The sequence below is a fragment of the Filimonas lacunae genome (assembly GCF_002355595.1).
Classification (GTDB): Bacteria; Bacteroidota; Bacteroidia; order Chitinophagales; family Chitinophagaceae; genus Filimonas; species Filimonas lacunae.
The window spans coordinates 1808689-1822770 of sequence record NZ_AP017422.1 but is presented as its reverse complement, the minus strand read 5'-3'; the positions used below and the strand labels follow the sequence as shown (position 1 = coordinate 1822770).

The 14082-nt window shown below is 43.4% G+C and carries 12 protein-coding genes; 3 read left to right on the top strand and 9 right to left on the bottom strand.

Annotation, left to right across the window (positions count from 1 at the left end; all coding sequences use genetic code 11):
* Positions 1-29: 29 nt before the first annotated feature.
* The 6 genes from FLA_RS07250 to FLA_RS07225 all read right to left on the bottom strand — a co-directional run bounded on the left by FLA_RS07250 (position 30) and on the right by FLA_RS07225 (position 9170).
* Entirely contained in the window at positions 30-1226 is a 1197-nt protein-coding gene (locus FLA_RS07250) for a ComEC/Rec2 family competence protein (protein ID WP_076379928.1), read from the bottom strand.
* Between the two features lie 18 nt (positions 1227-1244).
* Positions 1245-4715 carry a hypothetical protein gene (locus FLA_RS07245; RefSeq protein WP_076379929.1) on the bottom strand — a complete coding sequence of 1157 codons (3471 nt, stop codon included), beginning with the start codon at positions 4713-4715 and terminating at the stop codon, positions 1245-1247.
* Positions 4716-4818: 103 nt separating this feature from the next.
* Positions 4819-5541 (bottom strand): hypothetical protein, encoded by a 723-nt coding sequence (locus tag FLA_RS07240; protein WP_076379930.1) that lies wholly within the window; start codon positions 5539-5541, stop codon positions 4819-4821.
* Between the two features lie 249 nt (positions 5542-5790).
* Positions 5791-6024: a response regulator transcription factor gene (locus FLA_RS07235; RefSeq protein WP_076379931.1), complete on the bottom strand. Its 234-nt coding sequence runs from the start codon at positions 6022-6024 to the stop codon at positions 5791-5793.
* Between the two features lie 169 nt (positions 6025-6193).
* On the bottom strand, positions 6194-8608 hold the full coding sequence (locus FLA_RS07230) for a sugar-binding domain-containing protein (protein ID WP_076379932.1): 2415 nt from the start codon (positions 8606-8608) through the stop codon (positions 6194-6196).
* 244 nt (positions 8609-8852) lie between these two features.
* Positions 8853-9170 carry a rhodanese-like domain-containing protein gene (locus tag FLA_RS07225; RefSeq protein WP_076379933.1) on the bottom strand — a complete coding sequence of 106 codons (318 nt, stop codon included), beginning with the start codon at positions 9168-9170 and terminating at the stop codon, positions 8853-8855.
* 278 nt (positions 9171-9448) lie between these two features.
* Here FLA_RS07225 and FLA_RS07220 point away from each other — a divergent pair, with 278 nt between their 5' ends.
* Positions 9449-9982 (top strand): hypothetical protein, encoded by a 534-nt coding sequence (locus FLA_RS07220; RefSeq protein ID WP_144264058.1) that lies wholly within the window; start codon positions 9449-9451, stop codon positions 9980-9982.
* Between the two features lie 61 nt (positions 9983-10043).
* On the opposite strand, the gene FLA_RS07215 is transcribed toward FLA_RS07220, so the two are convergent.
* Positions 10044-10952: an EamA family transporter gene (locus FLA_RS07215; RefSeq protein WP_076379935.1), complete on the bottom strand. Its 909-nt coding sequence runs from the start codon at positions 10950-10952 to the stop codon at positions 10044-10046.
* A gap of 319 nt (positions 10953-11271) precedes the next feature.
* On the opposite strand from FLA_RS07215, the gene FLA_RS07210 reads away from it, so the two are divergent.
* Complete coding sequence (locus FLA_RS07210) at positions 11272-11628, top strand: hypothetical protein (protein WP_076379936.1); 357 nt, start codon at positions 11272-11274, stop codon at positions 11626-11628.
* 17 nt (positions 11629-11645) lie between these two features.
* On the opposite strand, the gene FLA_RS07205 is transcribed toward FLA_RS07210, so the two are convergent.
* On the bottom strand, positions 11646-12620 hold the full coding sequence (locus FLA_RS07205; RefSeq protein ID WP_144264059.1) for a DUF6454 family protein: 975 nt from the start codon (positions 12618-12620) through the stop codon (positions 11646-11648).
* Between the two features lie 115 nt (positions 12621-12735).
* Positions 12736-13626 (bottom strand): alpha/beta fold hydrolase, encoded by an 891-nt coding sequence (locus FLA_RS07200; protein WP_076379937.1) that lies wholly within the window; start codon positions 13624-13626, stop codon positions 12736-12738.
* Positions 13627-13717: 91 nt separating this feature from the next.
* Here FLA_RS07200 and FLA_RS07195 point away from each other — a divergent pair, with 91 nt between their 5' ends.
* Positions 13718-14077, top strand: a complete 360-nt coding sequence (locus FLA_RS07195) for a MerR family DNA-binding protein (RefSeq protein WP_076380205.1) — start codon at positions 13718-13720, stop codon at positions 14075-14077.
* The last annotated feature ends 5 nt before the right edge of the window (positions 14078-14082 follow it).

Below are 14082 nucleotides of genomic sequence, written 5' to 3'. Positions count from 1 at the left end.
AATGCTTTCAGAACGCGCAGATGGTTTCATTAATGCGCCTTATCACAGGTGATTGTTACCGGGCTGCTCCACAGACCAAGTGTTAAATTAGTTTTATCACGGCGGGCCTGGGTGGCAGTGAAAGTATGGTTGTTATTAAAAGTGTTTCTATCCACCTTTAAAACCACATCATTATAGGCAGTAACTGTTCCGGTAGAATAAACTGCAATGTTAGATCCGTTTATTTTGGGGAGTTCCGATTTCAGATAGGTATAGAAGAAGTAACTATTATTACCTAAAATATCATTTCTGGCTTTAATTCTTTCCAGTGTTTCTTTACCTGGCAATCTAGTTCCGCTAAAAGAGCGCAAGGCAGAAGGAGTAACCGTCAATGTGGGTTTGGTGTAAAAAACAAAGGTGGGATTGGTGCTATGCGCACTGCCATGATGCGTGGCTTTATATCCGCAAAAGTGAAAATTAGCATCATTCTGGCCCCGGAAGTAATTAACCAGTGGCGTTTCCAAATCGGCATAAGGCGCCCCACCACCAATATCACCGCCTGTAAAATATTTAAACTGCCCCATTTTTAATAAAAAAGAATAAGAATTATCATTCTCATTATAGCCACTCCCAGGCGCTATTCTATTGGGCGATCCGCTCACATTTCTATTGCCTGTAAGTGATACAAAACTGATATCTCCAAATCCAGTAGTATCAAACACCAGGTTTTGGCTGGTATCGAGGTTAATCCACTGTTTCACTTGAAGCGTTCCTACCGCCCCTTCCACAAATGACGCATAACTACTCACCACCTTGCTGGAAGGAATAACAGGCGAAGGATCATTTTGTATAATAGCAGCCGAATCGGCAGCCGAATAACAATCTTCAATATTACCTATTTCACCCGCAGCCCGGTCAATGATATAATCCACCGTCCATCCATTATCCTCCATCTTCTCCAACACCCGCTCCATACCACCTATATGATCGCTATGCAAATGCGACACAATTACAAAGTCAATGTGCTTTATCAGATAAGTGCTGCAAACCTTAAAAACAGCATCCCCCTTGGATTTGCTATTGCCTGCATCAATTAATATGGAGATAGCTTTCGCTTTTGCCCTGCTGCTGAAAATAATAAGGGTAGCATCTCCCTGCCCTACACCTATATGATGAATCATTACACTTTGGGCACGTGTACCAATGCCTGCTAAAAGCAGTACCAGGATAAAAAATATTTTTCTCATACAAATAGATGGGTGTTATCAGGATTTAGGTTTCTGTAAATAACCGGTATACCATCCCACGCTTTGCGGCTGTGCCGGACCATTGGGATTACCGAAAAGGAAAAAGTTGACATTACCACCCGGCGGAAAAGAAAGGCTGAGTAGTTTTAAAGCAATATTGTTAATCTTCATGAGATAAGCAGTGCCATTAGCATCATTACCACCATCGCTATCTGCCACCACCAGCTGAATGCTGCCTATATTTACTTTTATCACTCCCTGTAGGCTAAAGAATGGTGCTTGCGGATTTACACCTGGTAATTTTAACGCTGCTGTTGCACCTGTGCCGCCCACATTCCATACCGCCAGGAAAGTAGTATTAAAGCCCAGCGCGCCGGTTAAATCGCCCAGGGTACCCATATTCAGGTTATACTGTAGTGCATACCATCTAGTGCCTACCGCCTGCTTTTGTTGTAAAGAAGGTAGCTGCACATTCAAATAGCCCAGCGAAGCAGGTGTGGGCGAATAATCGCTGCTGAGTATGCCGGTTAACTGTATGGGAAACTTACTTACCAGGCTATTGCTGCGCGCATAGCTTTGCGCAGGATCAAAAGCCATTTGTGAAATGTCAAATGTAAAAGTGGTAGCCTGCGGCGCTGCCAGTGGAAAAGACAAATCAATGTACATGTTGGTAAAAGCCAGCCCCTGCCCTGCTACAACAGCATCCACTTCACTACCAAATGAAAGCAGGTCGAACCCCGTAAGGCTGTTAAAATCAATAAAACCATTCAGCGAAAAAACCGAGTTCACGGTTTGATTTTGCGATGCTTCCGCGGCTACCAGTGTATTGAAACTGGCCCCCGCAATCTGGATGTTATTGATAATAGCGCTATTGGCATTCAGTATATAATTGCTGGAACTTCCCGTTTGCCCGGACGATGGTGGAATACTATTAAACGTGTACACCGGCGCACCGTTATGATCTTCATAACTGCCCTGGAAAATCACCAGGTTTTGCCGGTTATCCTGTTGAATGCTTTCTCCAAACAGCTTATTAATGGTCATGGCCAGGTAACTGCCATAGTTAGTGATCTTCGAGTTTTCAAACAACACTTTTAAAGAAAGCACCTTAAACACATAATCTGCCGAAGTGTCGATGGGCGCTTGTTGCTGGTAGTCGGATATAGAATAGTTGAACGATTGAAAAATGACATCTTCGTAATCAATCAACCCAAACAGGGAACTATTCTGCTGCATGTTCAGGCTACCACCGGAGAGCAATACATTATTCAGATCAATACCAAAGTGATGGGCGTTAAAGCGGGTAAGATCAATACCGGCAAGCAATCCCTGTAATTGCTCCGGAAAATCGCCCAGATCAATATTCACATTCAACCCTATAATCCCCTGCCATTCCGGGTTGGTTGCGATGTTGGCAAATTTGGCATAATCATTATCATTATTTACCTGGAACCGGTTTACGCCGCTGCTGATATAGCCTTGCAGCCACGAAACCAGGTTATTCAAACTGCCGCTGTCTGCTGTGTAATTAAAATCATCCCGCATAGTCCATTGCTGCGGGGTTTGCACCAACTCAGACAGGCTTACGCCTTTCATGAATTTAAAGATCAGTACGTTATTAAAAATGCCATTAGGATTAGCCGTGGGTATATTAAATAGAAACGGCCATCCTTCTATCGACATTTCATTCCCGTTATTCTTCGTAAACGAATCTGACGTTTCCTGGTTAATGCACGACATTACCAGGAACAGCTGATTGGTTTGAAATGCGGATTGCAATAAAGGCTGCAGGTTAGAAAACTGCAGGGAGTAAGGCACTTTTGTAAGCTTGCCGTTCACCATTTCCTCCACCAGGTTGGCCGCCAGTTGCAGCAAAGTCCACTGGTTGTTACTGGTATCTACGTTGATATACAACCCCTGCGGGCTTGTTGTTTGCAATATCGAACCTGTTGATGGCCCAGGGCCATTAACAGGGGCAGGTGGCCCCGCACTTAACATATCCTGCTGCAAATACCATTTGCGCACCGGGCCAACAATCTGCTGTTCCAGCAACTGACAGTTGGCTACATCATTCTGCACACCACCATAAGGTACAAAAGGAACCGTGATGGAAGTATTAGCAGAGGATAGCGTAAAAGAAGAAGGATAAAAGCCTAATACCGGTTCTGTAGAGGTTTTAAACACATCCTGATTCAAGGCATATAAAGAAGCACCATGTGGCTGTGAAATATATTGAATATTGGGCGATGCATTGTTGAGGAGCATTGCCCAGGAAGTGGTATACTGATTAGTAAGTAAGGTGGAGGGATTTCCGGAAACACTGCTTGTTCCGGAAAAAGGATATAAAGGGGCATAGGCGGGCTTTTTAGAGATAAAGCGTATAGTATCTCCTGTACCAGCAGCCACCTGCGGTGTAACCGTAAAATACTCGGTACCGTTTACACCACATAATAAGTTATAGTTCAGTGCATTGGTTACACCGGGTAGTTGCACTGTAAAATCACCTTCCGGTGAAAATATAAAATTGGTAGTCAGCGTGGCGTTTACAGCCGAGGGGGTAATAACAAGCCGGGCTGGCAATGCAGTTCCGGCATTCACCACCGGCTGCAGGTTGGCCGATATGCCAAAACTATTCATATAATTAGACGCAATAATGGTACTGCCACCACCCAGGTTGGCGCCCGTAAAGGCAAAATAAGTTCTGCGCGAAGCATAAGCATCTGTATTTGTGCAGCTACCCGACGCACAAGGATCAAACACTATATTGTATACATCCGAGGGATCTATACATACAGTAAAACCTATAGAAATATCGTCAGCATCTTCCTCAACAAAAGGTAGCCATTGACCTACCAGCTCTCCGTTCGCGTTGGTATATAAAAACTGGAATCCCCATTGCAGGTATCCATCCAGGGAAGACAACCCGATATAACTGGTAAAATTCACCGTTCCTTTATCAGGCCCGGAAAATGCCAGCGTGCCATAGGTAGCAGACGTGGCTTCTAACGAAGCCTGGTTGCCACTCAGTTGTATTAGTGCACCTGATGTTCCTCCATCAAATTCAAGCACTGTGCCATTTACCGACAATCCCATGCCGCTTTGTATTACCAAAGTAAGGTTGGTACCCAGTACAAAATTAGCAGCAGAATTAGTGGAAGATCCATCATTAGAGAGGGAAAAATAACTACAGGTATCAGCAGTAATATTTTCCGGGTCGTTGAGCCAGATAAACGCACGGGAGCTGCCTACCACATTTATAACAGCTGCAATAAATGTTGCCGCATTAGCAGCCGTGAGTTTGGGTGTAATGGTAGAAAAAACAAAAATACTATTGTAGCTGCCGGTGTTAATCAAGGCATCATTCAGGCCAATAGACGACACATCCACATTATCACCCGGAATTACCAACCCTGCAAATCCCCTGTCGCCGGGCTGCTGTTGTCCTGTATAGAGATTAAAGTCGGTAAACGCTTTCTGAAAGTAGTCCATAGGAATATTGAGAGCCTTTATGCGATAAAATAGCTTCCTTACCTATGCTTACAATAAGTATAGGTAAGGAAGTGGATAAACAGAGAACAGTGTTCCCGTATTATTAAGAAGTAAATTGAAGAGTACAGGCCATAGCCGTTTGTAAGCTACCAATGCCGCCCTTTACCCATCCTGTCATAAACAATGCTACAGAATACAGGGTACCTCTTTGAATTTGAATATTGTTAAATAACAACGGGCCACCTACTGCCGTGTTAGAAGTGATTTGAGAATAAGCAGTAGGAGCCAATGAATAGCTGGGGTTATTGCCTACCCACAAACCAGCCCATGCACCATTGTTGCCGGGAGTTAATCCATTAGGCACGTTATAGTCGATAGAGATATAGTTAGATTCTACATCATTTAAAATAAGGCTGGGCGATGCGTTGGTATATCCGGAACCAGCAGTAGGAATAAAAGCAGTGGCACAAATGTTGGCATAGGTTTGCGCCGGCGCTGTTGCCACTGCACCTACACCATATCCTACTACATAAGAAGTATTTACCAGTATTTGAGCAGGAATGATCAAGCTACCGGAAGAATTGCCATTTACATTGGCAGAAGCCACGACAGGAGTAGTTGCACCAAAAGGAAAATCAGGCGTTGGTGATTGGTAAATAGCAATAAAGTTTTTATTGGCGCCAGGGTTGTTATTAATTAAACCATTGTAACTGATACCAACCTGGTTGCCTGTTACAGAGTTAATGGTAATGCTGGTGGTTGCCTGGGTAGAAGGTGGTAAATAACCCAATTTCCTTTCTTCCAAAACGGTTGTTACGTCGCTCATTTTTTTACAATTTTATATCAATAAATAAATTTTGTTTACGCTACTGTTCAGGTATATCCACGAGAATGCCCTCCCATTCCAGGATCTTTGAAAACAGTATATCAAAAACATGGAAGAGATGTATTCTAAAGAATAGAATAATCTGTAGCAGAGATGACGCATTAAAAGTAGAACTGACCGGCAGCCTGTGCAATACTTCAATTGCAGTATTTATGCAGTATATATGCAGTAGTACAACTGCCTTGCAGTTTATACCAGTTGGCTTACATCATTCCTTAATGCAAATAGTATTAAGCCACCGGTACTGTGTTGCCCGGTGCGGTTGAGTATATTCTGGTGGTGTGTTCTCACAGTGTTAAAGCTGATATTAAGGCTATTGGCTATTTCCTTATCAGTTTTTCCTTCTACAATCATTCGCAAAATCTGAAGTTGCCGTCTGCTTAACAAGTGATAGATGGAGGGGGCATCAATAATCTGTTTCACGGTGTTAAATAGTTTAATTTTTATGCAAAGTTTCTTCTTGTTTAAAGTTGACATAACAGGTATAACAAATATATCTAACTATAACAATAGCCCCCATACCGGAAAACCGGTAATATTAGCGCATTCTTATACGTGCATTTTCAAGTACTTTCATCACCGAAAACCCTGATCAATAGCTGCTTTTCACCGTTAGCTCTGTTGTTTTCAATCCCTCTCCTTCTACTTTTAGCCGGATAGCACCCGCAGTAGTTTTACTTTTTATCACCACCATGGCACGGCCATGCCATGCTTTTCGTGTGTTAGCCACGTATAAACATATATCCTTCAAATCGCCGTTATCTACACCGGCAATTTCGCCCGGCCCTGTAATGGTAAAATTCAATTGATGCGAAGCGTTAGGTTGTAGCACACCCTGTTTATCTTTTATCTCTACTGTTACATAAGACAGATCATGTCCGTTGGCATGAATCACCTTGCGATCGGCCACTGCTGTAATCATTGCTGCCTTATCTGCCGTGCGCAGTAGCACCGGGTTTACTTCCTTACCGTTCTCTATCCCTACTGCCTTTAACACTCCGGACGTATAAGGTACTGGTATCACCGCCTTATATTCCTGCTCTTTACCGGTAGGCTTTTCTGCCACCAACTGGTTATTCAGATACAGGCGAACAGCCGGGTACCGGGAATAGATCTCTACCTCTACAGGCTTGTTTTCATAACCAGGCCATGTCCAGCTTTCCCAGGTAGGCCATACCGCCCATAAAGTGGTTTTAATAACTCCTTTGTGTGGATTAGGCTCTTTTACTGCCATGTATAGCTTTTCCTTATTGTTATACAGCATATCGCGATAATGCGATATGGGCTTTCGCCAGCCGGTTACATCAATATCGCCACAATAGGCACCGTGCCAGGGGTAGAATTCTTTTTCCCAATGCTCCCCTGCCGGCTCGCCCGGGTAATAATAACGGCCTATACCCGATTCGCCCAGGTAGTCCATCGCGGTCCATACAAAATCACCAATGATATAAGGATATTGCTGCACCATGTTCCAGCAAAAGAATGCATCCTTTGGATAAGATTCTGTTTGCATGATAATACGGGAAGGCACACGGGCATGATCAGCCAGTGCACGATGCAACTGGTAGTTATATCCCCCTACATCATGTGCGGCAAACAGGGTATCAAACATCTCCCAGTTTTTATCCCAGGTGGTCATGGCCGAGGTAACAGGCCGGGTAGTATCAATGGCTTTTACAGCCTGCGAAAGCCGGCGGGCAGTGGTTACGGCTTCCGGCTTTTTACGCTCTATAATTTCGTTGCCAATGCTCCAGCAAATAATAGAAGGATGATTGCGGTCGCGCAGTACCATCGACTGCACATCCTGTTCGCTCCACTCATCAAAGTACAGGGAATAATCGTATTTATTCTTGCTTTCACGCCAGCCATCAAAAGCTTCGTCTATCACCAGCAGGCCCAGTTTGTCGCAAGCATTCAAAAAGGCTTCCGAAGGTGGGTTATGCGCTGTTCTTACGGCATTAAAGCCCGCGGCTTTCAACAATTCCGCTTTGCGTTCTTCTGCCCGGTCGTAAGCAGCAGCTCCAAGGCATCCATTATCGTGATGCACACAGCCACCATTGAGTTTAATCGTTTTACCATTCAGCTGAAAGCCATTTTGCGTGGTAAACTGTAAGGAGCGTATACCAAAAACAATTGTTTGTGCATCTATAGCTTTTCCGCCTTTATTCACCTGCACACGGGCCTGGTATAATACCGGCGTTTCCGGCTGCCACAAACGCGGCTTTATTACCTGCACCTCTTGCGTTATCGTTTGTTGCGCATGTGGTGGCAACTCCAGCAGTGTTTTTGTTTTTACCGATTGTTGTTGCTGTTTACCCAGCACCTGTGTTACTACTTCCAGCTTTTCGGCAACATCGCTTTCGTTCTTCACCAACGTTTTCACCACCACCTTTGCGTGGACGTCAGTTACTTCCGGAGTTGTTACCCCTATCCCCCACTGTGCAATATGCACCGGGTTGGTAATGGTAAGCCACACATGCCTGTAAATGCCAGAGCCACTGTACCAGCGGCTGTTAATCTGGTCTGCATTATTTACCCGTACTGCCAACAAATTGACTGCATTGCTTTGGAGATAAGGAGTAAGATCGTAATAGAAAGCAGTATAGCCATAAGGATGTTTACCCAACGATTTACCATTGATAAACACTTCGGCATTCATATATACCCCCTCAAAGTAAATAGCAACTTTTTTCCCTTTCCAGGAAGCAGGTACAGTAAATGCTTTACGATACCAGCCTATACCTGCCGGAAAATACCCGCCGGCGCCTTTCATCGGGTTATCCGGGGAGGTTTGCCCTGCAATACTCCAGTCGTGCGGTATATTCAGGTGTAACCACTCTTTATCGTTATACCCCGGTAATGCGGCTTCCGGGTCGTCTGCCAGCGCAAATTTCCAGCTATTATCCCATAAAACAGAACGTTCATTGCTGGCAACAACCGGCTGAGCTACAATAGCAGCGATAGAAGTGAACAGGCAAAAGCAAACCAATATGGATTTGGAAAACATGATTCAAGGTTTTGGCAATCGTATACATGTCATTACAACATCTAATATAAATTAAATAGCATACATGGGCTTCATTGGGGGTATACTTATTATTTATCTATTCCTGGCGTAACAACTCTAATGAACTTAATACAGGATACTATGCACGCCTGTTCATTTTGTTCAGGTTCACAACCGGTTATCCCATATCATACTTATAACTGATTACAACAGGTTGCACAAAACCTTTCCTGACGCCCGTTATTTACCCCTGTGCCAAACCCGCTTCTACCTGCTTCCAGGTTTTGCCATCCACTACGTTGGAAAAACCATACTGTTCCAATAGCTTTTTGGCCATCCGGCTTCGGCCTCCACTCTGGCAAAAAACAATAATGTTTTTTTGATGGGTTAGTGCAGACAGCTCAGTTTCCAGGTGATCCAGAGGGATATTTACAGAATCCTTTACATGCCCGGCATTATACTCTCCGGCAGTTCTTACATCTACCAATAAAGCCCCCTCTTGTATCAGAGGAACGATGTTTGTTTCCGGAGCTTTGCCCAGAAGTTTTTTAAGGAAATTCATATGTTGTTCAATTGTGTTTTAGCATGTGTTTAAATGCTTTCAACAGCAGGCACAACAAAGATGAGCAGTACCGCACAGGTAAAAAATGACATTAGTCATCATTGCTACTTATTTATCACCTACACTAATAACAGTTGTTAGTAGCCTTTCTGTTTCCATTCCGGGGCAAAGGCGTAGCTAAAAACTACTAATTTCCACACAAAGCATCCATTTATTTATTAATCATAAAAACATCCCTATACCTTAGCCACATTATCAATCAACCAAACTAATAAAGGATGAAGACACTTTCACTAACTGCTTTACTTTCAGTGGCAACACTTTTATCATTATCCTCCTGTTCCAACAAAAAGAAAGATGCCGTTACACCAGCGGTAACGCCTAACGTATTCACTTACGACTCTACCAGTTACACAATAGACAAAGGCTATTTTGTAATACAACACGATGAAACAAAAGACATTGACTATGGTGTTATCCGTCTGTCTTCCCGCAATTTGAGTGAGCTGGCCGGTGGTTCTACTGCCATCACGCATATGCTGGATATTCAATATACACCCACTACCATTGTAACGGGTACCTTTACGTTTAAAGATACCGCTGATGCCAGCTTTAATAAAAGCAGTAATTTCTTTGGCAGCTCGGCCATATTCAACCTGTTTACCGAAAATACCATAGGTTTAAATGCCCTTGCCCCCAGCACCGTAACCATTAGCAAAGAGGGAGAGAATTATAAAATAGTGTATGACCTTACTGTAAGGGAGAATAAAAAGGTTACAGGCACCTTTGTGGGCGCGCTTATTACAGAATAGTTTGTAAAAAGTAAGTGGAGCATTTACTCCACTTACTTTTGGTTACTATATCTAAAAGTTTTCAACTAAAAGGAATTACCCTATTCGTCACCCTTAGTTTAACATAGTTCATTGCTGTTATTGCCACAAGCATTATCGCAATTCCTATTATCTGCACGATATTTAAAGCCTCGCCCAGTACAACATAAGCGCATAAAACCGCCACAGGAAACTCTACCGTCATCAGTATAGCGCTTGTACCTGCACCTATTTTAGGAATTCCCACAGAGAAAAGCGCTGTAGGAATAGTAGTGCCGGCGACTGCCAGAAAGATAGCCCATAATAGAAACTCCTGATTCAAGTAATTACCGGCAACAATAGTTCTGAGATTGACAAGGAAAATCAGCGACGATGAACCTAGCATAATAACCGTGCTTTTCATTTGCCATTTCACTTCTTTTCCCATCCTGCTATTGGCAACGATATACAAGGCATACGTAAAGGAGGTTGCCAATGCCAGCACAATCCCTTTCCACGAAACAGAAAACACATTTGCATGAGTCAACTCCCCTGCCAACACAGTACCAGCCAGTATAAACGCTACTGTAATACATTCAACAGCGCCCGGCTTTTTACGAAAGAACAACCACTCCAGCAGCATGCTTATCCAGGTAAACTGCATCAGGATTACAATAGCTAAAGATGCTGAAATATAACTGACCGACTGATAATAAAGGAAATTGGTTAATCCAATACAACCGCCGGCTAATAGCAGAAAGCCGCCACTCTTTGATGTCATTTTCCTGTAATCAGTTCCGGAAAGTGTGAAGAGGGAATATCCTCCTAATAGCAGTGCCGCTATAAAAGCCTGATAAAACGCGATTTCAGCTGCATGGTATCCTTTAGCATAGGATTGTTTTACAAACGAGGACATTGTTCCATACATGGCTCCGCCCAGCAAAACCATAAAAGCATATCTAAACTTGTTCATTATTCAAGATTGTAAAATAGTAAAATGATAACCACCGTATTACACGAGACTAAACAACCTTGAACAGACTGAAAAAAACAAAAGGAACCTTCTCCCGCAGGCATGCAGGAAATAAAAGTGACTGATACAATCCGGTTATTTAGCCCTTAAGCTACCGGAGGAGGTGTGTTGGCAGAAAATAGATGACGCATTTGCATTTGTTTAATAGACTACTAATATAAAGAAAACTCAGCACTTTACATACCATGCTGATGCGGCAATCCCAAACCACATATCCCTATTAGTTGTATTTTTATCAAACACTGCTAAAAAGCTCATATTGAACACATTCTATACATACCATTTAAGACCTGGCTACGGTTCGGACAAACTACTGCTGGAGTTTTTTATTAATAACCCGGACTCCGGGTTTGAAAAAGACCTGCTAGACACATTACAGGAAATTCGTCCTAACATTGAACACGTAGACGATATGTGGATGAATGATGAGATATTGCTCACTATATCCTGTGATAAGGGTACCTTTTTATATTCAAAAGACATTTGGGGCTTCGCATTCATTATGGCAGAACAAAACCAGCCTTGCATTATAGCCATTGATGCCATATTGAATAAAAGCCCCCTGTTTCAAAAAGAAGAAGTGGACTACGCAATCTATAAAACGCCACGTAACTGATCACTTCCACTATCCCATCACGCTTCAAAAATATAAATGGTGGAATCGTTATCATCGGGCATGAAATAAGCGCGCACCTTCTCTTCCGCCAGTTCAAAGAAACTGGGATTTTGACTGATGACAGCACCAGTAGCAGGTGACCATATATTCAACGGCACCTGGTGAACAGGTAGATGTGTAGTAGCATTTACAATGTCAAATCCACCAATGATAACCGGTGTACTATCCTGTTTTTTAAATGCAGCTAATCCTGTAAATAATATTTCATTCCCACCCAGGTATTGATTGTCCTGGTAATCGATATAATGAGAAGGGTTGACAATTGCTGCATTGCGATGCGGCGGGGCAGGAAGCTCCGGAATACCCTTCGCATCCAGCTGCCATTGGTAAAAGCGGCGCGATCCCCAACTGATAGCGTGCAGCGCATTCGTATGCGGATTACGCAGAATACCACCAATATGATCCTGCCAACGGAACACCTCCTGCAATTGCATAGATGCCACATCAAAGCGATAGATGATAGACTGACTGTCGGGGCGATATTCTGCCGCGGCAATCCAGATATGGCTGCCGTCAAAATCGATGCCGCTGGGATGATACATAGTACCTTCTCCAATGGGAATATCAGCCAGCAGATGCCCACTGGCATCCATACGAAAGAGATGGCCTTTCCCCTTTCGCCAGTCGAAAGTTTCACCGGCGGCAGGCCGTTGCACCTCCACTGATGACACCCAGAAATCATCCCCAATCTTTACCATGCCCTGCGGATGAAAGGTTTTAAACTGAACTTTTACCTGACCAGCAGGCTGCCATGCGGTGGCGCGGGTGATGGATTGCAACCGTTGGCTCAGTGGTGAGGATGTTGCTTGCGGAGCTGCTGCTTTGGATTGTGCCAATACCTGAGCAGGCAGTACGGAAGAAAGACAAAGCGTTCCTGCGGGAATCAGGGATTTTCTGAGAAAACTCCTTCTGTCAAATTGGTTCTCACTCATGGAAAGCAAAGCTATCAGGAATCGAGCGATCCGTCGATGCCGGTTTATTATGAAAACATTACCCTTCCATCAAAGCAAACACCATCATTTGCCCTTACACACAGCTGCCATCATCTTATCCTAAAAACTGCATCATCCATTCTGCCACCTTCCCTGGTTGTTCGGCAAGCATAAAATGCCCGCTATCCTCTATTTTATTCATATTTACCTCTTTGGCCCATTTAGCCAGCCCGCTTTGTAACATACCATAGCTACCACTACATGCTATTCCCAGTACGGGGATATTCATAGCTGCATAGCTTTTACTATCCTGTATATCCTGTGTAAACGCCTGGTACCAGGCATTAGAAGCTCTTATCCCATCGGGGCTGTCATAAGCCTGACAATAAACAGCTTTATCAAACTCATTCATGCTATCCGGGTTCTTTAGCAATGCTTTAAATATCCAATCCATCACCAGGTGCATCCTTCCGGCTAAAAGAGATTCCGGCAGTGCTTTTACCTGGTTAAAAGCAAGCCACCAGGGATAGGTATAATCCAAACCCGGTATAGGTAACATGGGCAACTGGTACATACTTTCATCGGGATGCGGTGTATCCAGCATGATTAATTTCTCTGTTGCCTGGGGATAAGTAGCAGCAAAGCTAAACGATACATGAGCGCCGATATCATGCCCGCAAATGCCTATTTTACCAAGGTTCAATTGTTGCACCAATCCATAAATATCCTTTGCCATATTCTTCTTATCGTAACCATCCAAAGGCTTTTCAGAACTTCCCATGCCCCTCACATCCACCACTATTACTCTATATTTTGCTGACAGAACAGGCATTACTTTATGATACGCCCACCAGGTTTCCGGCCATCCGGGAATTAATACCAAAGGGGCGCCCTCCCCACCTTCTACGTAATGCAACCTGGTTCCATTCGTTTCTATATAATTGTTACTAAACCCGGGAAGCTGTTTTATCAATTCCTGATCTGAATATATGTCACTGGCTTTCATAAAATATTCGCTTGAGGGGCCAAACTTAAATAATACTTTTGGCTCCGAAAACCATACAGTATACTACATAGTTTACATATTTATTTTTATAATGAAACTTATTCATCAACTTTCCAAAGAAACAGGCATTCCGATAGGCACTATACGCTTTTATGAAAAATCCGGTCTTATCAACGGGGAGAAAAAGGCAGAGATCACCACCAATAATTACTTGTATTATGGCGAGGATGTAACAGACAAACTACGGTTTATACAAATGGCTAAAGCTGTAGGGTTTACGTTGAACGAAATTAAAGAGGTGATTGATGTATGGTACTTGAAAAAGATAAGCAAGAAAGCCCAGATAGATGTGTTAGAAAAAAAGCTGCTACAGATTGATGAGAAAATACAGGAGCTGAAAGCCATGAAGCAGCAAATTGCCATTTGCATGAAAAACATCCAAAATCGTTAACGCTG

Coding starts and splice junctions, on each gene's coding strand:
- FLA_RS07250 (WP_076379928.1), bottom strand. CDS start 1,226: ATGAGAAAAATATTTTTTATCCTGGTACTGCTTTTAGCAGGCATTGGT.
- FLA_RS07200 (WP_076379937.1), bottom strand. CDS start 13,626: ATGAAAGCCAGTGACATATATTCAGATCAGGAATTGATAAAACAGCTT.
- FLA_RS07245 (WP_076379929.1), bottom strand. CDS start 4,715: ATGGACTACTTTCAGAAAGCGTTTACCGACTTTAATCTCTATACAGGA.
- FLA_RS07225 (WP_076379933.1), bottom strand. CDS start 9,170: ATGAATTTCCTTAAAAAACTTCTGGGCAAAGCTCCGGAAACAAACATC.
- FLA_RS07195 (WP_076380205.1), top strand. CDS start 13,718: ATGAAACTTATTCATCAACTTTCCAAAGAAACAGGCATTCCGATAGGC.
- FLA_RS07215 (WP_076379935.1), bottom strand. CDS start 10,952: ATGAACAAGTTTAGATATGCTTTTATGGTTTTGCTGGGCGGAGCCATG.
- FLA_RS07205 (WP_144264059.1), bottom strand. CDS start 12,620: ATGAGTGAGAACCAATTTGACAGAAGGAGTTTTCTCAGAAAATCCCTG.
- FLA_RS07220 (WP_144264058.1), top strand. CDS start 9,449: ATGAAGACACTTTCACTAACTGCTTTACTTTCAGTGGCAACACTTTTA.
- FLA_RS07230 (WP_076379932.1), bottom strand. CDS start 8,608: ATGTTTTCCAAATCCATATTGGTTTGCTTTTGCCTGTTCACTTCTATC.
- FLA_RS07240 (WP_076379930.1), bottom strand. CDS start 5,541: ATGAGCGACGTAACAACCGTTTTGGAAGAAAGGAAATTGGGTTATTTA.